This is a genomic window from Duganella sp. S19_KUP01_CR8, from assembly GCF_036688705.1.
In the GTDB taxonomy this organism is placed as follows: domain Bacteria; phylum Pseudomonadota; class Gammaproteobacteria; order Burkholderiales; family Burkholderiaceae_D; genus Rugamonas.
In genome coordinates this window covers 1-26,607 of sequence record NZ_JAQQPR010000048.1, presented here as the reverse complement: position 1 = coordinate 26,607, position 26,607 = coordinate 1, and the positions used below count along the sequence as shown (strand labels likewise).

Here is a 26,607-nt window from a genome sequence, read left to right as displayed (position 1 = left end):
GCTGACCACTACCGGCGCTGACTCGGTCTGAACACCCAGGTCATTGGTGCTGCGCAGCTTGAATCGATAGATGCCGGCGCCGAAAGTCCATGCAGTGTTCAGGTCAAGTGTACTGCTGTTGCCGGAGCTCCACTCCAACTGTATATCGGCATTATTGCCATTACCTAATTGGAATAGTTCGAGCTTGCTGACGGTGCGACCGGATTCTGTACTGCGTCCGGTGAAGTTCACGGTCGTCCGTTCGTCAGCAGTGACACGTGATTTGACCGGCGTCGCCGACAGCGTCATTTTCGCCGCCGGCACGTTACCCGTATAAATCTGGGCATGCGTGCTGTTCAGCGTGACGTTCCCTTTGCGGACGCGTGCGTAAATTGTATGCGTTATGGGAGAACCAAAACTGGTCGTCACGATATACGTGCCGTCACTATCTTTAGCGGCAGATATCCAACCTCCATCGATATTCACATCGACGCCGTCGTACGGCTCGGCGCCGTTGAGAATCTTGGCGCGGATGGTCACCCTCGCCGGTGCAGAAGGATAGGAGAAGCCGTCAACCGGCGACAGCAAGGCGATTTGCAGATCGCCTGGGATGACACAAGCAGCCGCCGTGCAAGGCAACAGCTGGGCGGCACTGCCGTCAACCGGTTGCGCGGTGACGAACAGGCTCCCGCCAGAAAATGCTCCGCTCAGGTCAAACACGAAATGATGCGCAGCACCAAGGGTATGGCATTTCGATTGAACATCGGCGTTGTCCAGTTCCGTGGCGACGTTGGCGACACCGGAGCCAATTACCATGGCCGGATCAGGAAGGTTGGCGAAGACCTGGAAATTCAGTCCCTGGCTCATCGTATCCTGGCATACCCAGCCGACAACTTGTGGGCGGCCATCCTTGCCACTACGGATTTCGGTAATCGCTCCAAGCAAGGTACCTTGCCGGACCGTCAAACTCACATTGCTGCCGTACGTTACCGCGCCACTGTTGTCGGTAGCGCGCAGGCGGACCACGTGCATGCCGACTGTAAGCACCAGTCTGTCATTGATGCTCGCGCCAGGTGCTTGTGCAAGGACTGTATCGCCTTCAAGCAGCTCCAGCATCACGACAGTTCCATCAGAGTCCGCCGCTGTCGCGCTGACTGGGATGATTGCGTACTGGGCATTCGGTATAGTAAAGGTGGCGCCTTGAGCAGGCGATAGCAGCGTTACCGTCGGCGGCTGATTTTTTACGGTAACCGTGACGGTATAGAGCGGGGTGTCAACATAGCTAGTTGGTGTATAGACGCGTAAATAAATCTGATGCACGCCGATTGCAAAATCCGACGTCAACGTAACATTCCGACCATCGTTCGTAAGATCGTTATTGCTGTCGTATCGAGGGCTATAAACTTGGCTGGCGAGTACCGATGCTCCCTCCCTTAGCTCAATCAGCCGCACATAGCCCTGAGAAGGCGTAATAGAGTCATTTGCGTGCACCTCGACATGCAAGCCCGCCGTAAACTTCAGGCCGGGATCCACGCTTCCACCAGTGGAAGTTTGGCTCAACCAGTTAAAGGTCACACCTTGGCTGGCGGGCAGCACAGTAATCGACGTTACGGAGCTTAAGCCCGTCGCGCCGAAATTATCAGCGGCTCGCATTTGCAATGCATGCGAACCGCGAGGTAAGGCCACATGCTGAGCCAGCTGATTTCCCGGAACCGATGCGAGCACACTCCCGCCATCAAGCAATTCGAGTTTGGCAATTGTGCCGCCGTCTGGATCTGCCGCCACCCCAAGTAGAGTCACATCCGCGCTGGCTCCCGGTTCCGCGTAGTAAATCCCCCCCGAAGCGGGCGAGATTATATTAGCGTACGGCGCCGAGTTTTGAGCCGTCACCGTTACAACAACGGGATCTGTAAAATCACTGTTCGCTCCAGCAATGTCAGCTGAACGCAGGCGAAGGCTATGAGTTCCTATCCCCAGCAAAACAGTAGTGTCGATGGAAGGACCTGGCAGCGTGGCAATCGGAACCGCCCCATCAAATAACTGGAGATAGGCGATTGTAGAATTGTAGGAAAAACCAGTACCTGCAATTGGTACGATTGCCTTTGCGCCGGCAGGAACTGAATAGGTGAGCGAACTCGCCGGATATTTTAATTTGACCGTCGGTATCGAGTTCGCCGAATTGAGAGTTATAAAAATATTCGCAACTGCACTGACCGCAACGCCACCACTGCTATCCGTGACACGAAAACTGAGGAAATGCTTTCCCGACTGCTGAAATATTACGTAGGCATCAATGCCGTCCGGAGTCGGATTCTGTGCCACGATTGGTAAAACGGTATTCCCGTCCAACACCTCAACTTTGCTGATCGTGGTTCCGGGCGCTGCACTGGTCCGCCCTCGGACATTCACCGAAACGCAGCAACCTGCTGCCTGGAAAATGGTACCGTTCTTACTATTCACCGGCAACGGACTGGTCATAGTGACGCTGGTTGCGGTAGCGGCAACGACATTGATCTGCTGGTTGTCAGATAGCTGTCCAAAAAACTCATTGCCATACATCATCTGCCACTGGAAATTATAGGTTCCCGGAACAGATGGCGCGGTTACTTCAAAAACAAATGTACCGCTGCCAGTATTGGGTACGACCGTCACTCCCCAGACATCATTTCCTACAGGATTTACAGCCCCCAAGAAATAATCGGTAGCATTCCAAGTAATGCCGCCAGCATAGTTCATTGACACTTGAGCGGTATATTTTTGGCCCGCCACCATGGTAGTCGGAACTATTTGGTAGGCGAAATTAGCAGCACGTGGAACAAGCGGGGCCCCGGACGCAGCGCCGCCTAATAGGAACGTCAAGGTAAACGAAATGACTGCCGCCGCGCGCCAGATGCTTCCTTGGGAACCCAAACGGGAAATAGCCTGGATAATTTTTCTGTAGAAACCGAATTCAACATTGACATTGCTGTGGCTATTTTTTTTCAAATCAACACCTAAACTTTAATTATTCTTATGTGACATCAGTAGCGCGACTGTCCCGTACTGCTCGCACAATCACACTACGCACAGCCTATTTCACGCCAGCCTTGATCTCGAACACAATGGTCTGCAAACGGTCACGGCGCCGGATTTTTTGATGGGTCAGATGTACATGCTTGAGCACCTGCTGCTCTGCTAGTGCATCGACAAACGCCACCATGGCCGCCTGGTCCTTGGCCTCCCCGCGCAGCATCACTCGGCGGTTAGCCTTGTCTGGCTGGAATTCAAGCAGCTCAATATCCGCGCTGCTGGCCTTCTCGATCGCGCTGAACAACGGCGACCAGGAAAAATCGCGCTCCGCCTTCAAAGTCGCCCACTGTTTCTGCACTTCCGTTTCCGCTTTAGTCGGCACCACTACCGGCGGTCTAACCTGCGCCGCGCGCAGCACAGCGATCCGCGACTCCATCACGCTCCGCGCATCACGCTGCTGCATCACCATGGTGCCCAGCCAAATACTCGCGCAAACCATCAGCGTCACCGCGCCAAGCACCGGCGCAACCATCCGGGGACGGGGTCTCAAAAATCGGGACATCAATTTCATCATTTAGCTCCACACATCCATCTGCAGCGACACCCGGCGCGCGTCCGGAAAACAGGCCCGCACCGCTGTCTCCGTTGACGACGGCGTTGCGCCAGCCCAGCACTGGATAGCATCGACAGGAAGATGGCTTGCGCCCACTCGTTTGAGCAAGCGCATGCCGGCCAGATGGACATCGCCGATAACCGGCTGCACATCCCGCGCTATCAAGCGCCCGCCCTCGTGAGTCAAAGCCGTCAGGCGGGATGCCTCCTCCAGCAAGACAAGGTGGCACGTAGTTTTTCGCTCCCCTGCCTGACGCCAATAGGCGGCGGCCGACACCGGCAGTACCGTCTCCAGACGCAGTCCGGCGGCCGCGCACATGGACTGCAATTTCTCCAACCACTGCACCGGCAGCGCGTACGCCATACCCGCAGAGCGGAAGTGCCGGAATCCGACCTGCATCGCCCAACTGTCATCCATCACGAAACCGCTGCGCTCAAAGCAGGCCTGCGCGTAGGTCCGCAACTCTTCTTCGCCCGTAAGTTCCTCTTGCCACGGCAACATGGCAATGGCAGCCAGGCTGTCGGACACCAACAGGTGCAGGCGCACCTTGCCGAGACCGGTCTTGGGCAACTGCGCCAACAAGGACGCAAATGCTGCCAGCAAGGCGGCCCCGTCGGACTGGCCCGCTTCCAACTTCTCGACGATGGGCGCGACCCGGCCACGCTTCATCCAGCAGGCGCCAGGAAACAAGCCTATCTTGATCGACTCAGGCAATAAACGTGACACGGTTCACCTCCTGCAAAGTCGTATGGCCGGCGCGCACCAGATCCAGCGCCACATCGCGCAGGAAGCGCGTGCCTTCTTTCCTGGCCTGTTCCTTCAGCGCGCGGATCGATGCGCGCGCGATAATCATTTCCCGGATCTCATCGGTCAACCGCAGCACTTCCGCCACCGCCCTCCTTCCCTTGTAGCCGGTATTGCGGCACTGCGCGCAGCCCTTGCCCGCGTGGAAGCGGTAGGTTTCGGGATCCTTGATGCCGGACTCGCTCAACAACTCAGCGCTGACCTCAACCGGCTCGTTGCAATGCGGGCAGTTCTGCCGCAGCAGCCGCTGCGCCACCACGCCGGTCAGCGAGGACACGAAGTTGTACGGATCCACACCCATGTGCATAAAGCGCCCGATGACGTCGAAGGTATTATTGGCGTGCACGGAGGTGAACACCATGTGGCCCGTCAGCGCCGATTGCACGGCGATCTGTGCCGTCTCCGGGTCGCGGATCTCGCCCACCAGGATTTTGTCCGGATCATGCCGCAGGATGGAGCGCAGGCCGACCGCGAAGGTCAAGCCCTTTTTCTCGTTCACAGGAATCTGCAACACGCCAGGCAGCTGGTACTCCACCGGGTCTTCGATGGTGATGAACTTGTCTTCGCCATGGTTGATCTCGGTCAGCGCGGCGTACAGCGTGGTGGTTTTGCCGCTGCCCGTGGGGCCGGTCACCAGCATCATGCCGTAGGGCTCCGCCGCCAAACGGCGCAGCAGATGAATGGTCTGGCTGTCGAAGCCGAGCGAGTCCAGCGTCAAGCGCTGCACGCTGTCGGTCAGCGCTTTCTTGTCGAGCACGCGCAGCACGGCGTCTTCACCGTGGATGCTGGGCATGATGGAAACCCGGATATCGATATCGCGCCCTTTGGCGGACACCCGGAAGCGGCCGTCCTGCGGGATGCGCTTCTCGCCGATGTCCAGCTCCGCCAGTACCTTGATGCGGGCGATCGCCTGCTCGGCCAGCGCCGGATTGTTGACCGAAGCGATCTTGTTCAGCACGCCGTCGATGCGGAACTTGATCACCAGGCCCTGGGGCAGCGACTCCATATGGATATCGCTGGCTTCGAAGCGCAACGCGTCGAACACCGTCGAATTGATCAGGCGCACGGCGGGACTGGCTTCGCCCTGTATCGATGTCAAGGTCAGGTCGGCGCTATCGTCGCGCGCCAGCTCGCTGACGCTCTCCACGCCCACGGCATCGGCCACGGCGCTGAACATCCCCTCATGCGACTCCAGCTTGGCGTGGATCGCCACCACATCGCCGAGGTGGATTTCGCGCAGCGGAAACTGCGCCAGCCAGCCGCCGACATCGGCATCCAGCGGCATGCCCAGCACCGCGACCAGGCGGCCCTGCTCGTCGCTACCGACAAGCAGATGGCGCGCCACCATGTCGCCATAGCTGGCTTGTTCGAACGCCGGCGTCAACATCCGTATCGCCGCGGCATCCAGCACCGGGCTTGCCAGCAGGTCGGCGACGGCGGCCAGCGCCGCCTCGCGCGGCAGCGCCAGTCGTTCGGACAACATGGTCAACCATGAAACGGGCGGCGTCGCCGCGCGCGTGATGTCGCCAAGCAGGGTTAAAGTAAGCATAGGTATAGGCTAAAAAATAATCATCAAACGATATTGGCCAGATCAAAAATAGGGCTGTACAGCATCAACACAATGGCGCCTACCACTGCGCCGATGGCCAGCATCAGTATCGGCTCGATCAAACGGCCGGCGGTATCGATCCAGATCGCCGTTTCCTCGTCATAGAAATCGGCGATGCGCTCCATCATCTCGTCCAGATTGCCGGACGACTCCCCCGCCAGCAACAGCCGCTGCGCCACCTCGGTGCTGAGGTTGTACTCGCTCATCACCTTGGACATGGCCTGCCCTTCGCTCACCGCCAGCACCGCCGCCGTCAAATCGGCGTGCATGGTGACCGGCATCGAAGCCTGCGTCATCCGCATGGCCGACAACACACTGACGCCGCTGCGCAGCAGCATCCCCAGCGTACGGTACAGCCGCGCCAGTTGCAGCACCAGCACCCGCTCGCCTATCCACGGCAGGGCCAGCAATTTCCGATAGGCCAAGGCGCGCAAGGCCGGATGCAGCACCACCGACAGCACGGCGGCGGCGGCGACGATCACGCTCGACCAGGCCAGCACCGTGTTGTTGCGCACGAAGCTGCCCCATAGCTGCACAAAGCCCGCCTCGCCATGACGGCTTGGGCCGGCGTCGTCATACACGGCGCTAAATCGCGGCAGCACATACAGCAGCAGGAAGCTGATCACCAGGAAGCCGACGCTCAGCAAGATGGCCGGATAGGTCGCCGCCGCCGCGATCTTGCCGCGTATGTCGTCGACCTGGCGCTGATACAGCATGAAGCGGCGGATCGCCGCCCGCACGGTGCCGGTGGTCTCGCTGGCGCGCACCATGGCGATATACAATGGCGAAAATACCGATGGCAGCGTCGCCATCGCATCCGACAGCTGGTTGCCCTGCTTGAGCCCTTGCAGCAAGGTGTCGTAGATCGCCCGGTGGCGGCCGCGCCGGTCGTTCTGTCCCAGCACTTCAATCGCCTCGACCACGGTCTGGCCGGCGTCCAGCAAGGAATGCAGCTGCTGGTTGAACACGCTGAGATTGAATTTCTTTTGTCCCGACGAGCGCTTCAGTCCAGCGCGGACCGGCCGCAGGTCCAGCACCTTCGCGCCGGACGACGCCACGAAACGACGCGCCTCTTCCTCGCTGGACGCATCGACGTCGACCTGGTCGATCGTCATTTGCTGAGTCAATACTTTTGCACGGAACTGCATTCTGATCCTCGTCTAGTGCCAGTTGGCGATATCGGCGGCGTCACCCACGCCGCCCGGCGCGCCGTCGCTGCCGTACGAGATGACTTCGAACTCGCGCTCACCGCTCCCCGGCAGCTTGTACACATAAGCCCGCCCCCAGCCATCCGCCGGCAACATCTTTTTCAGATACGGGCCACGCCACAGCGCCTCGTTGGGCGGCGGCGCGAACAGGGCCACCAGCCCCTGTTCCGGCGCCGGATAGTGGCCGGTGTCGATGCGGTACTGGATGAGCCCCTTGTCGAACGCATCAATCTGGGCGCGGGTGATCTGGGCCTTCGAACGCTCGAGCTGGGCAAAATACTTCGGCCCCACGAACGCCGCCAGCAGGCCGATGATCACGATCACCACCAGCAGCTCCAGCAAGGTAAAGCCCGCGCGCTTATTGGGGAACATAGACGAACTTCCAGTTCTGGTAGCTGGCCGCATTCCTGAAGCTGGCCTGCTCGGGCGGAAACTGATCGCGCTTCAGCGGCTTCAGGGTCGACAACGAGTAAACCCCGATCAGATCATCGCCGTTGTACACATAGCCCCAGGCCTTGGAACCGGTGATCGGATCGCGGTAGAGTTTGCGCAACGGCCTGGAGACCCTGTTGGCATGCTCATCCAGCAGCAAATCGTCCGGCGTTTTAGGCCAGCGTTTTTGCGTCCCCTGCGAGCCGTTGTAATACGCCGCGATGGCGTCGGCGTAGGCCTGCCCGACCCACAGCAGCTGCTCCTCCTTGTCGCGGCGCTCGGCGGTCAGGGTGTTTTCCAGCGCGCGCACCGCCACGATCGACAGCACGGCGACCAGGAACATCACGATCACGTAGCTAAACCCTTGTTGTCGTTGCACGCGTCACCACCCACTCAACGGCGTGCCATCGCGGCCCTTGCCTGGCGCACCGCTCTTGACATCCGCCACGCCACCCAGGGATGCGTCGGTCGGCGGGACAGGGAACCAACTGAGCGCACTTTGCGTATAGGGATCGACCGGCAAGCTGCGCAGGTATTTTTCCGTCACCAGATCGTCCAGCTTGGCCGGATAGACATTGCGGTCGCTGTAAAAATGGTCGATCGCGCTACGCATCACATACAGATCTTCGCGCAGCACATCTTCCCTGGCCCGGTCGATATTGCCGAAGTAGCGCGGCGCGGCCAGCGACACCAGCATGCCAATAATCGCCAGCGTCACCAGCAATTCGATCATGGTGAATCCTTTACTCGAGCGCATGATCACCACTCCCGGTACGGCACGCCGTTCAAGCCGGTTCCGTCCGATGTCGAATAAACGTCGAACACATCGCTGCCCTTGGCCGGACTCTTGTCCGATGACGCAAAGCTGCGCAGCCCCCAGGTGTCGATGGCGGCGGTCGCTGCATCCTTGACAAAAGGATCGCGCGGAATGCGTCGCAAGAAATACAGCGGCTTTCCGGCATTCTTCTCGTTCGGAGCGCCGGCCACCAGGTCGGTGAGCGTGGCCGGGTAGCCGCTGGCTGCCGTGTCGGCAAGTTTGATCCGCCCATCCACCACCGCCTTTTTGTAGGCGTCGATACCCTGGCGGATGTCGCGCAAGGCGATGCGCAGGGCCTGCTCTTTTTGCCGCTTGATCGCCGTCTCGACAAAGGGCACGGCAACCGTCGCCAACAGGCCCAGGATCGCCGCGGCAGCCAACAACTCAATCAAGCTGAATCCACCGGATGCCCTGCGGCTGGGCAGCGTGTGCGTCATCGGGCCACCGTCAATGGATGGGCCAGCGGCAGGCCGGGGCGACCGACCGCATGCTCACCGCCGATCGGCGTCATGGCGATGACGGTAACGCCGTTGCCGTTGCCAGGCGCTCGCGCCTTCACGGTCACCGTCAGTACCTTGCCGCCGCCCTTGGCGCCTGCGCCGCTGGCAACACCGGCCCCTATCGACACCCGGCCACTGGCCGCATCGATCGCCTTGCTAAAGGTGCTGGCGCCGCCTTTGGAGAAGTAATCGCCCTCGTCCACCGCCAGGATCTCCAGCTCGGCCGGATCGAACGCCAGTTGCAGCGATGCCGCACGCAGCAGCTCAGGGCTGTCCATGTTCAGCGTCAGGGTCACGGTCTCGCCGACCCGCGCGCCGGCGGGTCCGGCCCAGGCCAGCTTGGGCGCGTTTGCCGATCCCGGCGGCGACATCGGAGCAGCGCCGCCGCCGGCAGCGGCCCCGGCGCCCGCTGCCGCATTGCGTTGCGCGCCGGCGCCGGACGCCTGATTGGCGGCAGGATCGAAGCTGCGCAGCTGCAAAGGCCGGTTGCGCAGGCTGGCCTCCGTGCCGGACCAGAACGATTCGTCGGTGGCGCTCTTGCGCTGGATGTTGCGTATCAGGTGAGGCGTGATCGACAGCACGATCTCGGTCTTTTGCCGGTTGTCGTTCTGGCTGCCGAACAGCCGGCCCAGCACCGGCAAATCGCCCAGCAGCGGAATGCGGTTGGCCGACGAGCGGTCCTCGTCGTTGATCAGGCCGGCCAGGATCTGGGTCTCGCCATCCTTCAGGCGCAGCGCGGTGTTCACGTTACGCGTGCCGATCTGGTAGGCCTGCGAGCCGTTGTTGGTCTTAATCGACGATACCAACGAGCTTACTTCCAGCGACAGCTTCAGGCCGATCTCGTCGCGCAAGTGGATGTCTGGCTCGACCTCAAGCTTCAACCCCACGTCCAGGTATTGGATGTTCTCTGTCACGAAGGTGCCGCTGCTGGTGGTGGTCACCACCGGGACTTTATCGCCGATCATAATCTTGGCCTTTTCCCGGTCGCGCACGCGGATGCGCGGATTGGCCAGCAGATTGGCGTCGCCATCGCTCTTCTGCACACTGACGGTCGCGCTCGGCGGCGTAATGCCGATCACCGAGGAGTTAATCGATTTCAGGTCGCTCAGCTTCATCGACGACGTGCCGACCGCGCCGGTGCCGCCGCTGCCGGAGGTGCCGCCGCCGCTGGTGGTGATGGCCAGCGGTGTCAGGGTGAACTGGTTGGTCCACTGGATGCCGAGGTTCAGCAAGCGGGAGCGGTTAATCTCCAGCACCTCGACATCCAGCATCACCTCCGGCTCTTCCAGGTCCTGCAAGGCGATCAGCTTCTCGGCCAGCGCGATCGACTCGGGATTCTCGCGCAGCACCAGCAGATTGTATTTGTCGTCGACGTAGATGTCCTTCAGCTTCAGCACGGTCTTGAGCATGTTGGCCGCCTGCTTGGCTTCCACATTGGACAGGTAAAAGGCCTTCACCATCAAATCCTGGTATTCGCGCGTCTTGGCGGGCGTGTTGGGGTAGATCAGCACGCTGCTGGCGTTGAGGATCTTCTTGTCCAGCTGGCCCGTCGACAGGATGACGTCGATCGCATCGTCGAGCGTGGTTTGCTTCAGGAACACCGTGGTGCGCTGGTCGCTTTTGACATCGCGATCAAAGATGAAGTTAATGCCGGTCGTACGCGACAAGGCATCGAACACCATCTTGATGCTGGCGTCGCGAAACTCCAGGTTAATCGGCTTTTTATAAGCGCTGCCCAAGCTGGGCGCCACCAGCATCTCCTGCGCCTGGATCGCTTCGATTTCGCGACGCACAGCCTTTGCCTCCGGCTGGTTTGGGGTGTGCTTTAACGCCCGCGTCGCCAGTTCGGACGCCCTCGCCAAATCACCGTCCTTGAAGGCGGCGCGCGCCTGCGCCGCGTCGTCCGCCGCGCGCGCGCTGTTGGCCAGCGTCTCCAGCCCCGCCAAGGCCCGTGCGTTGTCACGGTCGAACTGCAAGATCCCACGGTAGAACTGCTCGGCTTCGACCAGCTTGCCTTCGGCCGCCGCCGTGGCGGCGTTCGCCAACAACTTCCCGGTCGCGGTTTCGCGTACGCGCAGCCAGTCGTTGCGGTACTCGACGTCCTTGGGTTTCAACTCAGCCGCTTGCACCAGCTCGGCCACAGCCTTCGGATAGTTTTGTGCTTCCATGGCCGCCAGGCCGTCTCGGTGGTGGCGCTCCGCGGCGCAGCCGGCCAGCGTCGCCAGGCAGATCAGGCTCGCCACAAATCGGGAAGAGAAACGGTCGGAGAATCGGGTCATGGATTAGTTGTCGCGTGCGGGGAAAACCAGGGCCTGCTTGGCGCCGGTGGGGATATGTTCAAACTCAATTTGCTTAGGACCGATCGCCAGCACTTTGTACTGGGTGTCGAGCACCTCGCCGGTCCGGGCCACGATGGCCTGGTCGCCGCGCGCCAGGTAGACCACTTGCTCCGTACTGTCGTTCATGCTGCCGACAAAGCGGAAAGGCAGCTCGGGCGGTCCGGGCGGCGTCAGGTCCACGGCGGCCACCACCAGCGGAGCCGGCGGCGGCGGCGGCGCGGGAGGCGGCGGCGCCTGCCAGCCACGCGGCGCGAAAGGATCAACGTCGCTCGCTTCCTCGGTGTCGGGCTCGGCCACATCGCCGACTACGCTGACCAGTGTGGTCGCGACGGCAGGCTGACGGGGCGCGGAGCCTGAGACTTCGACAACGGGGCCATCTGCGGCGGGATAGAACACCGCCGCGATCGTCGCTGCCAATGCGCTCAACAAGATCGCCCAGCGGATGCGGGCCGCCTTATCCATGCGCTTCCGCCCGGAAGAAAGCCGAGAATGCCAGCTCACAAGTCAGTGGCGCAACGACGATGTCGGCGCGCGTGCAGTTGATGCTGTCCAGGTCCACATGCGTCATGGTCGAGGTCACGTTACTGACAAACTGGCGTATCGCCGGATAGCTGGCCGCCACCGTCATTGTGACCCGGTAGCGCAGATAGGGCCGGTTTGTGCCCTCTTCCAACAAGTAGCCGATTTCGTCCAGTGGCAGCTTGCTCTCTTCCGCCACCCGGCTGAACTGGGCGACCAGATCGGAACTCTGAAACCACGGCAGCGCCGGCGCCGCCAACTGACGGCTCGCAACAGGTTCAGCGGCAGCAGGGCGGGATGCAGCACGGCGCAGTTGATCCAGCTGCTCAGTGGCCAACTTTGTTGCCTGGGTTTCTTGCGCCATCAGCACCAACGACGCCGTCAATAGCAAAAGCGACGCAGCGCATGCCACGGCAACAAAAGGATGGGCCCGGAACAGGCGCTGCGCATGAAAGCGACAAAAAGGGAAAAACGCCGAAATCATGAAGGTTTGCTTAGGAAGCCACTAGGTGTTGGTGATAGCACAGCGGCAGCGTGTCGAGTACCAAGCATTAAAACGTCGACAGCAGTGATCACGAGTTGGAATGTTGATTGGCAATCAAATTACCAATTATGCAAATGATGCCTTGAAAAATTCAATTAGTCAACTAATTTTGTTTTATGACAAGACTGTCTTTTCGGGCTCCGACTGATGTTTTTCTTGCTTTTGGCGGCCTTGGCGATGAGGCCGCCCCTCTTCGGTGTTCGTTTGCGAGCTAATTTGACCCAGTTCATTTGACCCGGCTACTTCAGCTTGGGGAGCTCCAGCAAGCCTAAGGATGAGAGATTTACGCTCCAAGAAACGGGACAACCAACGATGCAAATCTAAGCCTGAGCTCGGGTCAAAATCTCATGCAAACCAACATACTGGTTTATCGTCGCGCGTATTTCTAACGAGATCGTTTGCACACGATCCCTCTTGCGGTTTTTCCGGTGCGTCAATGGGCATGGCGTGAAGTAGGCTGGGCGGTCAACGCTTCAGCAAGAGCAAATCGACTCCGCCTCCCCTTTTGCTTCTCCACGAAGCAGCAAGCGTCGATTCAATTTATCCGGCTGAAATTCCAGCAGTTCAATATCCGCGCTGCTGGTTTTCTCGATCGGGCCAACCAAAAGCACCCATCGCCATCGGTGGCGTCACGTTCTGTTCAGCGAATCGCGGCCAGCAATCATCAGGGAACTGGCATAACGCGACGGGATCCGTTCCCGCATTCGGACATGGACTCGGCCGTAGTCAGTTGAGACGCCCAATCAGTCGTTGTGCGGTCCCGCAGGGCGGGCCTGTTCCGGCAATCGGCCGCAGCACTAGGACGGGAAACAGTTTAGGCGACCGGTCAGTGAGAGCAGGTTCTAGCTAAGCATCCGAATATCAGATGTTCCCCTACAGCTAGGAATGAGATTCAAGGCTGAATACGAGCACGGTTGACTGAGTCTAATAAGCCTTCGAGTTCCAACCCATATGGGTTAGGCTCAAAGCTTGGCAATATACCCTCCATCAGGAATTCACCATTTATAATTAAACATAGATTTTCAATATCATTGAAGTCTACTTCTTCCGTCAAAAGCTTATCTAACATAATCTGATCCGTCAGCTCGCTTTTCGATTTGAGGGATTCAACGATTTGTATTTGCCGTAACGTCAGATCAATTTTCATCACTTAACCCCCGCTGCACTCGTTCCCCAACCAGTTACAGCCCTTCCTTCGGTATTTACCACTATCGTAGCGTCTTGTCCAATAAATTGGAAAGTAGGCCCGTACTTACTAGGCGCAAATCGAATATTCGTAGGGTTCGCAAATGCATCCCGCAGAGCGGCTTCACTGACACCGATACCGCCGTCCCTTCCAGCAATTTGTTGCAATACGTGCTCCGAATATTCTGTAATTGCGGTTGGTGCCCTTGCTCCTGCCGCCCGCTCGGCGGCAAGTTGTGCATTCAACCGCATACCGCTTACAGAGTTTGCCATGCCCTCCGAAGTTCTTAATGCCCGTGCCGCACGTGCTGCATTGACAAATTGATACCCTCGATATACGCCAACAATTGCTCTATCAAATGGCAAACCGCTGGCCGCAATTCCAAACATGTGCGCAACTTCTCGATCAGCCTGAGTTACTCCAAAGGTAGATGGTTTCGCTCGCACATAGCCTTCCGGTTTCACAACAACAACAGGCATGCCATCTTGGACGATGTTATTAGTCCGCGTTGCACAAGTACCGGCAGAACTACCCGCAGTGCAGGTCGGACCGCTGCCACTACTGTTTGTCGAATCGCGACCTGGCGCAGGAGATCCGGTTGTAGGAGCCGGACTTTTTACGTCTTGCTTTGTACTGGCGTTTGGATCGACCTTCTGACCGGAGGTTCTCGATTCTCCATCACCGCTTACTTTTGGCGTTCCCAGTGCAACAGTGTTCACCTGAGCGGCCATGCTCTGGCCATAGCATCCCTCGGTCGCGCCACCATCACATACAGCAAATCCAGTCGGATCCGTCATATTCGTTGGATTATTCAGCACGTAGCTGTAACGATTGTAGTTCTGCCCGTTGGTCGGATCCTGAATCAGCGGATCCCCCGACATAAACTTCGCCACAAATGGATCATACACACGCCCGTTCATGTGCACCAGATCCAGTGGATCGAGCATCTCATGGCCGGTGTAGCCCTTATTGTCGATCACGCCGTCCAGATTGTCCGGTGTGGCGCTGCCATCAGGCATGCGGCGCTTGCCCCATGCATCATAGGCCAGCGGTTCCTGCACCGCGCCCGCCTCACTGCTGATCGCCACCACACTTCCCAAGCGATCACGATGCGTCCAATGCAGTTCGGTCGCCGTCGCACCGACCTTGTCGATCTCCACGCCCAGCCCCATCGGCCAGTACGTCTTGACCGTCGTCACTTTGCCAGTGCCGTCCAACTCGACTTCCTGCGCGCCGCCGTACACCGTCATCGTGCCGTCGTCGCGCGTCTGCCGCGTGCGCTGGTGCTCGGAGCCGTAGACGAAGGTGCTCGACTTGCCGCCTTTGGCGATCTTGATCGGCATGTCGAAATTGGTCCATGTCACAGTGCGCCACGGGTCACTCAACAGATTGCCATTGCCGTCATAGTTGAAGCTGCCCGTGATGCCAGCAATGCCCGTCACCGCATGCGGCCGCACCGCTGTTTCGCCTTGCGCCGGATACGCATATTTCCCCGTACCTACACCCGTCTTCGACATCAGGTTGCCCGCGTCGTCGTAAGTGAATACCTTGTCGGCACTACCGATCCGACTCAAGGTCAAGCGGTTCAGGTCGTCGTATTCAAACGATTCGATGAAGCCGCTCGTGTCCCAGTACTGCGTGCGCTGCGTGACGTTGCCGAGCATGTCGTAGTGGTATGCCTCCTGCAACCGGATCAACCCGCCGGCGTCGGTCAGGCTTTCGAGCAGGCGTCCGCTCTGCTCGCTGTAGCTGTCGCTCTGCGCCAGGCCATTGCCCAGTTTGACCTTGGTTGGATGTTGCACCGCATCCTGCTCGTTTACCTGCCACAGCACCAGCCCCTTGCGCTCCACTCGCTCAAGATAGCCATACTTGTTGTAGCGCTGGACGAACTCCTTGACGGGATCGGCGACATGGTTATACGACTGGCCGATAGGACGGCCCCATGCATCGTACGTCACCGTGCTCACGTAGCTACCGTCAAACAGCTGCTGCGTCGTGGACGCCGGCCGGCCCAACGTATCGTAGGAGTGAGTCCGGCGGTAATCCTTGGTCGCCGGCTTGCCTGTGTAGGCCTCCGCCAGTTGGCCCTTGCCGAGCGTGGCGGTATCGTAGATCCAATGGCTTTCCAGGTTGTCTTCAACCCGGTCGGTCATCCGATTCAACGCGTCGAACTTCATTTGCGTGGCGAAGCTATCTCCCTTGGCGCGCTGCACTGGGTTGACCTGCTTCCAAACCAAGCCCAAGGGATTGACGGAATAATCGATCTGCCCCAGGTCGGGATCATTCAATTTGATCTTGCGCCCCAGCGTGTCGTAACCGACCTTGATGACGTTGCCGTTCGGATCGATCGTCTTGACCAGGCTGCCCCAGGCGTCGTAGCTGAACTTCGTCGTCAGGGTTTTAGTAGAATCGGCCACCACGTTTTCCACGGACGACGTCATGCCCAGCACATTCTTGTACTCGATGCGCGACTGCTGTTTCGCATTGGTCAGCGTGACCTTCAGTCCGTCGTACGTGAAGGTGCTGTCGACGGCGTCGCCCTTTATGGCGGGCTTGCCGTCCTTTGCGGGTTTGCCGTTATCGGCGAAGGTGCGCACCAGCACCGGGCGATGCAGCGCATCGTATTCCCGGTGTACGGCCGGCATGCCGACGCTGCCATAATGCGGCACATCGTCATCCAGCGGCAAGCCGGCGACATCGTAGGTCTTGTTCGACGTGATTGCGCTGCCGTCGAAGCCCCAGGTCAACGTGCGCAGTACATGCCCCACGTTGTCCATATAGGCCACCTGTGGCACAGCGATGCGGTCGGCACCGTGGAACTGCTCGGTGATCACCACGGCCACTTCCGAGCCCAGGCAATCGCCGGCACATTGCTTCATATAACTCTGCGATGCGTTGCCGTCGGCGCGCAGTTCACGCGTCACGCGGCCGAAGCCGTTCACTTCCCACACCGTCGACAGGCCGTTCGGTCCCGTCAGCTTGGTGCGCGCGCCGGTGCCGGCGTTGTACGCATGGGTCTCCAAATGTTCGAGCGCGTTCTTGACGGTCGCCGGGAAACGCGCCTTGGCATCGTAGGTCATCGTGGCCTCGACGCGGCTAGTCTCTTTCGCGGCGTCCGGATCGAACCAGTTGAGCTGCTTGGTAAGCAGTACCCCGAAGGTGCTGTCGTACGTGAAGCTGGTCTTGAGCTTGAGCGCCGGGGTATCCGGTTCCACCGTCTGGCTTTTAATTTTGCCGCTGCTCTCATACTCCATGGCCACCTTGCGCGCGACCGCCGTACCGCCATCACCGTTGTGCGACTTCGTCACCGTCACCGAGTCGGGCAAGCCCAGGTACAGACGCTCGGCATCATTAGTGGTGTAGGTGTTCACCGTATCGGTGGTGTGAGCGAAGTCCGGGTTGGCTCCGCTGACCACCACGCGCGAGGACAGCACATTGCCGTACGTGTCGTAAGTGATGCTGGCGTTGCCACCTGCCGAGCCGCTGGTGGTGGTGGTCCCCATCTCGGCGCCACTCAAATCCCAGCGCTGGACCACGCTGTTGGCCACTGCGGGGAACCACGTGTGCCCGCCATTCGCCTGCGCCAACATCGTCAACGCCAGCGTATTATCGGTCTGCGACAATTTCTTGCCGCCGCGGCTGACCACTTCCTGGCGCACCATGCCCGTCAACGGCCATTTGATGCCGAAATCGGTGTCGGTCTGCACCTGGCTCTGCTCGTCCTTTATCGTCACGTGGGCGAAACCCAGCGAACCGCGCCCGTTCACGTCGATGACCGGATCCTCGAAGCGGTACGTGCGCACCAGGTTGCCGCTGGCGCCGTTGGCAGTGGTCAGCGTGGTCGCGTACTTGCCCACGCCGCTGGACAGGTGCTGCGGATAGGCCAGCGCCAGCTTACCGCTGTGTTTGACGGTGCCATCCACCAGCCCTTCCGTGTAGGTGACGGTCGAGGTCGCACCCATACCGTTCTTGACGGCATAGATACGGTCCAACGCCTGGCCGTCGACGGCGACGTCGGTCGGCTTGGAAACGCTCCAGCTAGAGGTGAACTTGCCCGGATCGCTGGCATTCCAGTCCTCATGGTAAGTCACCAGTTGCGTGCGGCCGGTACCCAACACGTCCAGGAAGAAGCGCTGCTCGCCCGATACGCCGGTGGGAGCCGCCCAGGGATCGCATTCGATATTGCTGTCGTCCGAGCCATCATCCTTGGTGGAGACGTCATCGCCCATCACGCGGCACATATACAGGTTCGTCGTCCCGAACGGGCCACTTGACACCATTTTCATCGACTCGGCAAGAATGCTCGGCTGACCGTCACCGATGAAATTACCGACACCGCGCACCGCCAGGTACTGCAGACGGTTCGGCTTATCGATGCCGTCGAACGCGCCAAGCGTGGAACCGCTGTATTTTTTCCGGACGTGGCAGTCGAGCGAACGCCCGGTTGACAAACACAGCGTCATCTCGGCCCTGCTGTAGGTGAACGGCAATTGATCATAGTTATATTCAAGGAAGCCGAACGCCAGGCTGGAGTAGCCGCTGCCGTTAAAGTCGCCGTCGCGACCCATGCCGGGAGTGTTGTCCTCAAACATATACGGTACACGCGCGGTGATTCCCGGCGCAGGATACTGCCGGTAACCATATCCCCCGACTGGCGCCGAGCTCACCGTCGTCGACGGATCATCCACCGCCAATATGCTGATGGTGGGCTTCATGTTGACCCACTCTTTCTTGTCCCTGGGCTGCTCGTCGATAAATATCTGATTCGTGAAATGCGGCTTGCTGAAATGGGTGTCAAACGGTTTGCCCACACCTGCGTAATCGACCATTCCGGAATATTCCGAGTAGTCGTGGCGGTAGAATTCCGGAGAACCGTCGGCTGCATAACTAAATCCAACGATCGCACCCGGTGGATCGGCGACGGCTTTGCATTTGTGCTGGATGCACAGGGTACTGTCTCCGCCTCCGAAAGGAACGCGGCCGTACAGCGCGGAACGGCCATCACCAAGAATGTCGACTATATATGGAACATACCGCGATTCCGCCGAACCCGTGGTTGGCAAGGTGGGATCGCAGGTGAACGTGATGGTCGAACCCGCGTCGCCGAGGCTGCCGCCAGCGCCCAGCGGCGACAGGCAGATCGCCAGCTTGGCGTCGCTCCATACCAAGAGGTCAGGCGCGCCATCGCCGTTGAAGTCGGCGGTCTCCAGCACACCAAAGGCTTTGCCCGTGTTGATGATGTAGCTGTACTCGGTAAAACCCTTGCCGTCATTGTTGTGGAAGTAGCGATAGGACGTCTTCAGCGACATGTCGGCATACTGCTGGAGATCGGTTTTCGGTACATCCAGCGGCGCCACGCTCTTCTCCAGGATATCGGTGAACCCATGGTTTTCGAAGTCCGCGAAGGCAAACAGGTTCGCGTGGATTTTGTTGTCGACCGGGTTCGATGTCGTCAACTGCGACAAACGTGGACCGCCGAGGAACGCAACGGGCGCCTCGAAGCCGGCATGCTTCGCCTCGTCCGGCTTGCCCCAACTGAAAATAGTTTCCGGCAACACGTCATCCACAGCGGTCTGCGGATTGCGCGCGGCCACGCCGATTTTGTTGAGCAGGCTGCGGCCACTGGTCGGGCTGCGCTCATATGTCAGCGTGTACGAGCGTATCCGCGTGCCGGCGGTCGCGTCGGCGCTGAGGTCGTCGCCCACATAGGTGGAAATGTTGTTCACGCGCCTGCGCAAGTCGTTGCGCGCGGCATCAATGTAGCGCGTCCAGGCGTCGGAGCGCTTGGTGTCGCTGGTGAACACTACCGATGCGTGCGGCGCCAGCCCGTTGCCGCCGTATCGGATATCGGCCAGCACGTGTTCGCCCGTCGTGGGGCTCTGCGTGTAGTTATAGTTGATGTAGTTGCCGTAGCGGTCCTTAACGGTGTCCAATGCCCAGCCTATCGGGCCGTTCTTCGCCGCCGATGTGCAGGTCTTCTCTGCATCGCATGCATAAGCCTGGACGATCGCCTTGACCACGCTCGACGCGGTGCCGCCGTAGGTCATGATGCGACCATCCTTGCTCTTGACCTGGAAGCTACGGCCGGCCAGGTTGTCGCCGGTCGTCACGCCCCGGGCCGTGATGCGGCTGAAGCCATCATGCTCGGTGCGGTATTCCGCCGTGTCGGCCCAGTAGTTCAGATCGCTCATCGCCAGGTTGACCAGCACCAGGCGCTGGCCGTCCAGGCACAGCCGGTCGGTCAGGCTGAAATTGATGCGGGCGTTGACGCCGTCCTGGTCTATCGTCTGACCGCAGCGCGCGATGCGCGACATGCCGCTGATGCTCCATCCCAGGCCGACGATGCTGTTGCCGCCCTGGCTGTTGTAGTCGAGAGAGATCGACGGCTGCAAGCCGGCCGTCCCCGGCGGGACCACGATCGGCATTCCGTAGGTAGCCGCGCCGGCATTGTTAATCCCCAGCTCGCCCGGCAAGGTGCCGGCATCCGCGTTTTTAAGATGCGGCGTATCGATTTGCACCGCCAGCGGCGTCTCGGAGCTGTTGCCCGATCCGATCGCAGTCAGCAATACCGGCGCCGTTTGAGACAGCAAAATCCCATTGCCGTCGAACGCCGCCGCCGTGACGTTATAAGTACCAGCGACAATATTGTTCCAGACGGCAGTCCAACTACTTCCACTCTGCGTTGCGGTGGCCACCAGCTGTGCATTGGCGTAGAACTTCACCGATGCCGGCGCCACCGAACCAGCGGTCGTCGCCGACAGATTCATCGAGTCTCCACTCGCCACCGATGCACCGCTGGCCGGACTCACCAATGCTACGCTGACGCCATTCGATACATCTACGCTGATCATGTTGACGGCCGAATACAGCGTGGTATTACCCTGGCGGACGCGGGACTGTATCGCATACGGCACCGCACGCGCTGGCAGCGACGCGGAGGTAAGCGAATACGCATCCACCGCACCATCTGGATTGGCGGCAGTCCATGTGCCATCGACGCCGAGCGCGACTTCATCGTACGGACCGGCGCCGCCGCTAAGCAGCGTCCTCATGAATACCGGCGCAGGTCCAGTATAGTGCTGGCCGTTCGCCGGCAAACTCAACGCGATGCGCAGGCTGCCAGGTATCGTGCAGCTGTTGTCGGCACACGGCAGTAGCACATCGGCGCCGCCGCTGGCAGCCAGACCGCGCACATAGATGGCGCGGCCAGGATACTGGGTTGCATACGCGCTCAGGTCCACCTTGAAATGATGGCTGGCACCTTGGGTTCCGCAGCTGTTCTGTACCGCAGGATTGTCGATTTCGGTGCCAATATCAGCAATGCCCGAAGTCAGCGCCGTTCCGCCGATAAAAGTCGTCGGCGCGTCCAGCAGCACCTGATAGTTCAGCGCCTGAGCGACGCCCGGCTGGCAGAGCCAACCGATCAACTGCGGCTTGTTGGCGCTGTCGATACGCACGCCGCTCACCTGTCCCAGCAACGTGCTGTTGGTCACGTTCACCAACACGATCGGCGATTCCGTCTGCACACCCAGCTCGTCGGTACTTCGGGCCTTGTATTTATAGACGCCCGCGGTTGCCGTAGCGGTGTAGTTCAATCCCAGTTTATCCAGATCGCCGGTCGCGGTCTTCGCTGCGGTGTCCGGGAATCCAGAGCCGGTATCAACAAACACCTCCAGCTTAGTCAGTTTGTGGCCAAGTTCGGCGCCAGCAGCGGTAAAGGTCAGCGTCGCCGGGGTACTGCCGACCATGCGCACGTTGGTAGGACTGACTGACAGCGAAGCGCTCGGCCCGGCTCCGTTTGCCACAGGTATGGCCAGGTTCGGCGTAGTGTCGCCAAACCACATTCCGCCATCCTGCAACATCCGCCACTGGAAATTATAAGTGTCGCCACGTAGTGGCGCCGTGACCGGTATCGTAAAAATTGCCATCTGGCCCGTTGCAACTGGCGCTGTCAGGTAAGCGCGGCCGGTGCTGTTCCAGGTACGGGTGTCCTGCGGATTTTGGGTGCCTAGGCGATATGCGCCGGCTGCCGTCCACGTCGTCGTTCCCGTGTTTTGCATTTGCACCGTCACGCTGTACGGCTGGCCTGCGCGCATGGTGGCCGGTACGTTCTGAGCGATGAAGCGGGCATTGACGCCCGCCGTCAACCTGGTCACGTCGACCGGCACGGCCGCACTGGCTGTTACGCGCCCACTGGTATCCGTCGCCCGCAGTTGAAGTTGATGCTTGCCTTCCTTCAAGGCGACCGTAGTGTTAAGGTTATTGCCGCCAATCGGCATCGATAGCGAAACGCCAGCCTCGATCACTTCCAGCTTGGCAATCGTGGCGCCTATGGCCGGTGTGGCGGTGCCCGTTACGGTGACCGTGGCGCTGCTGTCGGCGTCTGTACCGTCGGTAACATAGGAACTGCCGGATACAGGTGAGGATACCGCGACAACCGGATTTCCCGCATCTTGCGCGCCAGTGCCGGCGACAACGGTCGTCATCGTTTCAACATAGCTGATGTTCCCACCGTTACCGCTACCGGTCCAGGTGCAGGTCGACGGTGCGCCGACCCAATCAGCATTGGCCGTGCCAATTTCGGTATTGTTGAAAGCAAGCGTCTTCCAGCCGTTGGTTGTGTAGCCGCCGTTTTGGGTGGTGCATACAACGCCCAGCGATGTCAGATTCTTTGAAGTCCACGTCACCGAAAATGGCTGACCGGCGATCATGGTCGCAGGCGTGCGGATAAGGTTCAGTTCAGGCGGCGGGAAGCTGGCGGAGGACAGTTCGGCCGTGACATTCGACACTAGCGACTGAGCCACTTGTACACCGTTGGCATCAAAGGCGCGGGCCGTGATGGCATAGAGCCCGCCTTGCATCGCAGGCCAGGTCATATCCCATTGCTCGGGAGTGTCGTTCGATTCCCCCGACACGCCGCTGCCCAGTAAGGCGCCATTCACATAGAATTTTACGTCCTTGACCGTCTTGAAAGGTCCGGCCAGCGTTACGCGCAGCCCTGCCGGCCGCAGTGCCACCACCTTGCCGTTATTGGCAGGCGCCAGGATCATTGTGACTTGGTTGCTTGCGGCGACAAATATCTGGCGGGTGCCTGAATAGACAGTCTCCGCGCCTTTTCGGACTCTAGCCTGAATGCTGTAAGGCGTGGGGTTCGCTGTCAGTCCTGCCTTGCTAACAAAGTACTCTCCCCAGCTTCCTTTGGTCGCTGGAAACCATTGGCCGTTAAACGAAATGGATACCTCGTCGAAATTGGTCGCGGCGTCTGGCGCCTGTGCCCGGGCCACCACGGTGGCGCCGGCCGTGTATCGATCGCCATTGGCCGGAGAGGAAAGATAGACATTAAAAGCGACCGGAACGGTGCAATTGGTATCGCTGCACGGCAGCACGAAGGTGGAGTTGCCGCTGGCAGCCTGAGCTTCGACGAACAATGGCGCGTAGCCGTAATTGCTATACAGGTCACCGAGGCTGACTGCGAAGTGATGGGGCACGCCCGGCGTGTGGCATTGCGCTTGCACCGCCTCGTTGTCGGTCTCGGAGGCAACGTTAGCCAGCCCTGAGGCCACCATCACGCCCCCCAGTCCCGATGGTGCGTTTACATAGACTCGATACGGCAACGATTGTGCAACCGAATCCTGGCATACCCAGCCAACCAAGGTTCGCGGTTCAATGGGGCCGATGTTTGCATTGGCATTGGGCTGGTATCGGACGCCGCTCATGGTCCCGAGCAGCGGACTGTCAACCAGGTTGACGCTCACCGGTGTGGACTCGACCGTGTTGCCGACATAATCCGTGCCCCGTAATTTGAAACGGTATGTGCCGGGGGGCAGCGAGCTGCTGTATGTCAGGTTCAACGATTCCCCGACGCCGTTCACAACCTGCACCGGCGTTGCGCCATAGCCGGCGCCACTGTCCTTGAACAATTCGACTTTGACGATGCGACCGGCCTTCTCTATCGCGGTGCCGGCAATGAGCACCGCCGTGCTCTGTCCGCTGGCGACACGAATATTGCTCGGCGTTGCACTGACTTGCGCCTGCGCCGGATACGGTTCCTCCTCGTAGGTCGACATCGTCTCGGTGACCGTCGCGCTGCCGCCAGGGCCGGTGGCGGTCCACACGCAGGTCGATGGATAGCCGACCCATTCCGGCTTGCCAGAGCCCTTGTACACGCCGCTCACCGATGGCGAAGGTATGCTGCCAGCGAAGCCTGTGCCAGTGGAGGTGCAACTATTCGTCACAGAACTGGCATCGGTGGTGGACCAGGTCAAGGTGTAGTTGCGTCCGTTGACCATCAACACGGGATCACGCGTGACCGTAATCGTCGGCGCGTTCACCGCAAACACATTTGAACCAAACAAGACCAAGGTCGCGAATATCAGACGGCTGAGCAAGGTACCAAGGACTGCTTTTTTCATTATCTAGTTCAAAAAAAAACGTTGAGGAGCACGAACGCGCCATGCGTTCGGCAGAGCGATGGAGTACCTGCCTTGTGCGGCAGTATTCAATAACCGGGGGAATTGAAGCTGAAGCGGATCGATGACAGTGGGCGCAAATTTCCCAGTAGAAATTGCCGCAAAATATTAACACAAAATAACCAATTATTGCAAATTTAAAACTTAAATATCTTTCATGCAATCCACTTGCGGTCGCACGGCACGTCGACCGCGGCTCGCCAAATGAAAAAAGGCAGCCTCACGGCTGCCTCTCGGTAGTTCAACTACGGATAACTTAGAAGTGGTACTCAGCCCGGATCATCGGCGTCTTCGCCACATAACCCTGGCCGCCGGTGGTGGCCGAGGTGTTGCCGAACTTGTTGCGCCAGTACTGGTACTCGACACCAACGCGGAAGGTGTTCTTCGCGTGGCCCATCGCGGCGCCCGCATCAAACATTAGCTGCATGTCGATATTGGTCTCGGCGCCGGTATCGTTGCCCGTTTCGTCCTTGCCCTTCGATGCGATAAAGTTCGCATAGCCCTCGAAGGCCCACAGCGAACCCAGCGGGATGCCCCAGTCCGACGACAGCATCGCATGCGTCTTGTAGGTATAGCGACCAGTGACGGTGGAGATCGGCGGGAAGAAGTCCAAATCTCACCTCCTGCCGAGTTTACTCGTGAAGAGAACGATCCTCTAAATTTACTCAAACCACGAGATGTCTGTGCAGCTCGCCAAGCTTTGAACGTACCATAGCAGCCTTTAATCCACTAGCCGCCCAGATGAACGGCCGTTCAAATGGAATGCCATTAGCCGCAATGGCCGCAAATTGCAATACCTCGCGGTCTGCTGGCGTTACTGGGAGCGATGTATCTTTCTTCGCTGGAATCCAGACACAACCATCTTTACCAGCACAAGGATATTTTACGCCTTGAGCATTCCCACCACTACTATTTTCCGAATCAACTCAATTTAGATCATTTTTTTGCTCGACAATCGACGGAAATTCTTTCATTCTTTTTAAATAAATAGTGCCGAATACGAGTTTCGACAATTGAGCTCCCACAGTAACCGTCAAACATTAAAAATCCTGTCTGGATTCCTGCCGGTGACTGAAATTCAACCTTATAAACCATATGATCATCAACGATCATCGGTCTGACTTTAAAGACATTTCCTGCCGACAGAACTCCGATAACGTGATTTCCTTGATCATTTGGCCAACCGCTATTTAAATTTACATTTGTCGGTGCCAATACAGTTATTTCAGTGCTTTCATAGAAAAGAAAATTCCTCACCAAGATAAGGGCACCGATCACTGCGATTAAAAATATCGCCACATATCTATTTTTCATAACATTCGAACTCAATTAGATGATGGCCGGGTCGAAAAGAAATCAGCTCCAGAAGCCGGGGTTGTTTTTTCATAAAAATTAACCTTTTTCACTTTTCCTGAATCAATAACCTGATTTCCTAAGCTTGCAGGGAACAATGGTGGGTTATCTGCATTCAATACACCCCCTATCACTAGCGATAAATATACAGGCTGAACGCAAGTAGATAAGCTCATCACGCTATACTCAGCCTGATAACTGGAAAGGAAAAATTCCATTTGGGCAGCTTTGGCCTGCGAGACATTCACTACTGCTCCGATAGTATTCCGGAATTGATTTGCTCGAAGATAATCGGCTTTAGGAAGAATTTTCATGCCTCCATGGGTAAACGTATATACAGTATCCCTCATGGAAATAGCCGCATGACCTAACGAGGACGCCCCCCAACCAACGGGCTGTTCTGTAATGACCTCCACGGGCACTCTAGGAACTTTACCTGGAATGATGACTTGTGGGATGTTCTCTGCGCCATTAGGCGAACCTGACATGGCCCCCTGCCTAATGCCTGATGTCGAACTGTCACTAGCTGGATTAGCGCCACCAAGATTGGTTGATTGTGAATTTGTCGAACCTTTTCCATCAAGCTTAACGATACTATCCGGACCAACTCTACCAGCATTCGTAGCAACAACGGTGCCATTCGCATCCCTGCCTGGGCGTTGGAGATCGGTTCCTTTTGTCCCTGACGCTTCTGCCGCGCGCGCGGCGCTTTCATTTGACGTATGGCAGAAAGGGGAGCCAGTGACTTCGGTCGCTCCTTTCCCACAGAATCCCGTCGGATCGGTCAAGTTGGTTGGATTATTCAGAACATAACTATAACGATTATAACTTTGACCATTCACCGGATCTTGTACCAGCGGATCGCCCGACAAAAATCGCCCAATCAGCGGATCGTACACTCGCCCGTTCATATGCACCAGATCAACCGTATCAAGCGTCTCGTGACCGGTGTAGCCCTTGTTATCCAGTTTGCCGTCGATATTGTCGTCAGTGGCCTGCGTGGTCAGCGCCCGGCGCTTGCCCCAAGCATCATAGGCCAGCGATTCCTGCACATCACCGTTCTGGTCACTCAACGCCGCCGGGCTGCCGAGCCTGTCAGCATGCGTCCAGTACAACGCAGTTGCTTTACTCGGCTCATCAATTTCCACACCCACGCCCTGCGGCCAATAGGTCTTCACCTTGATACCGGCAGCGGTATTCTCCACCTCCTGCGCTCCCGCATACAC

Annotated in this window: 17 protein-coding genes and 1 pseudogene; 1 reads left to right on the top strand and 17 read right to left on the bottom strand. The window is 58.8% G+C overall.

Annotated features, from left to right (window positions below; genetic code table 11):
• The 12 genes from V6M89_RS29045 to V6M89_RS28990 all read right to left on the bottom strand — a co-directional run.
• A partial coding sequence (locus tag V6M89_RS29045) for a hypothetical protein (protein ID WP_332856485.1) occupies window positions 1-2,964 on the bottom strand: 2,964 nt, incomplete at its 3' end.
• An 85-nt stretch (window positions 2,965-3,049) separates the two neighbouring features.
• Window positions 3,050-3,562: a PilN domain-containing protein gene (locus V6M89_RS29040; RefSeq protein WP_332856484.1), complete on the bottom strand. Its 513-nt coding sequence runs from the start codon at window positions 3,560-3,562 to the stop codon at window positions 3,050-3,052.
• On the bottom strand, window positions 3,563-4,327 hold the full coding sequence (locus V6M89_RS29035; RefSeq protein WP_332856483.1) for a hypothetical protein: 765 nt from the start codon (window positions 4,325-4,327) through the stop codon (window positions 3,563-3,565).
• A complete protein-coding gene (locus tag V6M89_RS29030; protein WP_332856482.1) occupies window positions 4,308-5,954 on the bottom strand; it encodes a GspE/PulE family protein in 1,647 nt (548 codons plus the stop codon). The genes V6M89_RS29035 and V6M89_RS29030 overlap by 20 nt, the downstream gene beginning before the upstream one ends.
• Window positions 5,955-5,977: 23 nt before the next feature.
• On the bottom strand, window positions 5,978-7,129 hold the full coding sequence (locus V6M89_RS29025) for a type II secretion system F family protein (RefSeq protein ID WP_332856481.1): 1,152 nt from the start codon (window positions 7,127-7,129) through the stop codon (window positions 5,978-5,980).
• Window positions 7,130-7,174: 45 nt separating this feature from the next.
• Window positions 7,175-7,594 (bottom strand): type II secretion system major pseudopilin GspG, encoded by a 420-nt coding sequence (gene gspG / locus V6M89_RS29020; protein WP_332856480.1) that lies wholly within the window; start codon window positions 7,592-7,594, stop codon window positions 7,175-7,177.
• On the bottom strand, window positions 7,581-8,033 hold the full coding sequence (locus V6M89_RS29015; protein ID WP_332856479.1) for a type II secretion system protein: 453 nt from the start codon (window positions 8,031-8,033) through the stop codon (window positions 7,581-7,583). Before V6M89_RS29015 ends, gspG begins: the two co-directional genes overlap by 14 nt.
• A gap of 3 nt (window positions 8,034-8,036) precedes the next feature.
• Window positions 8,037-8,411 carry a type II secretion system protein gene (locus tag V6M89_RS29010; RefSeq protein ID WP_332856478.1) on the bottom strand — a complete coding sequence of 125 codons (375 nt, stop codon included), beginning with the start codon at window positions 8,409-8,411 and terminating at the stop codon, window positions 8,037-8,039.
• 2 nt (window positions 8,412-8,413) lie between these two features.
• The gene (locus tag V6M89_RS29005) at window positions 8,414-8,908 is read right to left on the bottom strand and encodes a prepilin-type N-terminal cleavage/methylation domain-containing protein (RefSeq protein ID WP_332856477.1); all 495 of its coding nucleotides are present in this window, start codon (window positions 8,906-8,908) and stop codon (window positions 8,414-8,416) included.
• Window positions 8,905-11,250: a cohesin domain-containing protein gene (locus tag V6M89_RS29000; RefSeq protein WP_332856476.1), complete on the bottom strand. Its 2,346-nt coding sequence runs from the start codon at window positions 11,248-11,250 to the stop codon at window positions 8,905-8,907. The genes V6M89_RS29005 and V6M89_RS29000 overlap by 4 nt, the downstream gene beginning before the upstream one ends.
• Before the next feature lie 3 nt (window positions 11,251-11,253).
• Window positions 11,254-11,607 (bottom strand): hypothetical protein, encoded by a 354-nt coding sequence (locus V6M89_RS28995; protein ID WP_332856475.1) that lies wholly within the window; start codon window positions 11,605-11,607, stop codon window positions 11,254-11,256.
• A 157-nt stretch (window positions 11,608-11,764) separates the two neighbouring features.
• A complete protein-coding gene (locus tag V6M89_RS28990; RefSeq protein ID WP_332856474.1) occupies window positions 11,765-12,313 on the bottom strand; it encodes a hypothetical protein in 549 nt (182 codons plus the stop codon).
• Window positions 12,314-12,771: 458 nt separating this feature from the next.
• Here V6M89_RS28990 and V6M89_RS28985 point away from each other — a divergent pair, with 458 nt between their 5' ends.
• A complete protein-coding gene (locus V6M89_RS28985) occupies window positions 12,772-13,107 on the top strand; it encodes a hypothetical protein (RefSeq protein ID WP_332856473.1) in 336 nt (111 codons plus the stop codon).
• A gap of 158 nt (window positions 13,108-13,265) precedes the next feature.
• Here V6M89_RS28985 and V6M89_RS28980 read toward each other — a convergent pair whose 3' ends face one another.
• From V6M89_RS28980 to V6M89_RS28960, 5 genes and pseudogenes are all read right to left on the bottom strand, one after another.
• The gene (locus V6M89_RS28980; RefSeq protein ID WP_332856472.1) at window positions 13,266-13,520 is read right to left on the bottom strand and encodes a hypothetical protein; all 255 of its coding nucleotides are present in this window, start codon (window positions 13,518-13,520) and stop codon (window positions 13,266-13,268) included.
• Window positions 13,520-23,971: an RHS repeat-associated core domain-containing protein gene (locus tag V6M89_RS28975; RefSeq protein WP_332856471.1), complete on the bottom strand. Its 10,452-nt coding sequence runs from the start codon at window positions 23,969-23,971 to the stop codon at window positions 13,520-13,522. Before V6M89_RS28975 ends, V6M89_RS28980 begins: the two co-directional genes overlap by 1 nt.
• 313 nt (window positions 23,972-24,284) lie before the next feature.
• A pseudogene (locus tag V6M89_RS28970) lies at window positions 24,285-24,632 on the bottom strand (outer envelope protein); the annotation flags it as partial.
• A 332-nt stretch (window positions 24,633-24,964) separates the two neighbouring features.
• Window positions 24,965-25,342, bottom strand: coding sequence for a hypothetical protein (locus V6M89_RS28965; protein WP_332856470.1), 378 nt, complete (start codon window positions 25,340-25,342; stop codon window positions 24,965-24,967).
• A gap of 11 nt (window positions 25,343-25,353) precedes the next feature.
• The coding region (locus V6M89_RS28960; protein WP_332856469.1) for an RHS repeat domain-containing protein at window positions 25,354-26,607 on the bottom strand (1,254 nt) is incomplete at its 5' end.

Bases quoted from the DNA above. Each gene is read 5' to 3' on its own strand.
- gspG (WP_332856480.1), bottom strand. From the start codon at position 7,594: ATGTTCCCCAATAAGCGCGCGGGCTTTACCTTGCTGGAGCTGCTGGTG.
- V6M89_RS28975 (WP_332856471.1), bottom strand. From the start codon at position 23,971: ATGAAAAAAGCAGTCCTTGGTACCTTGCTCAGCCGTCTGATATTCGCG.
- V6M89_RS29025 (WP_332856481.1), bottom strand. From the start codon at position 7,129: ATGACGATCGACCAGGTCGACGTCGATGCGTCCAGCGAGGAAGAGGCG.
- V6M89_RS29010 (WP_332856478.1), bottom strand. From the start codon at position 8,411: ATGCGCTCGAGTAAAGGATTCACCATGATCGAATTGCTGGTGACGCTG.
- V6M89_RS29040 (WP_332856484.1), bottom strand. From the start codon at position 3,562: ATGATGAAATTGATGTCCCGATTTTTGAGACCCCGTCCCCGGATGGTT.
- V6M89_RS29030 (WP_332856482.1), bottom strand. From the start codon at position 5,954: ATGCTTACTTTAACCCTGCTTGGCGACATCACGCGCGCGGCGACGCCG.
- V6M89_RS28980 (WP_332856472.1), bottom strand. From the start codon at position 13,520: ATGAAAATTGATCTGACGTTACGGCAAATACAAATCGTTGAATCCCTC.
- V6M89_RS28965 (WP_332856470.1), bottom strand. From the start codon at position 25,342: ATGAAAAATAGATATGTGGCGATATTTTTAATCGCAGTGATCGGTGCC.
- V6M89_RS29005 (WP_332856477.1), bottom strand. From the start codon at position 8,908: ATGACGCACACGCTGCCCAGCCGCAGGGCATCCGGTGGATTCAGCTTG.
- V6M89_RS28990 (WP_332856474.1), bottom strand. From the start codon at position 12,313: ATGATTTCGGCGTTTTTCCCTTTTTGTCGCTTTCATGCGCAGCGCCTG.
- V6M89_RS29000 (WP_332856476.1), bottom strand. From the start codon at position 11,250: ATGACCCGATTCTCCGACCGTTTCTCTTCCCGATTTGTGGCGAGCCTG.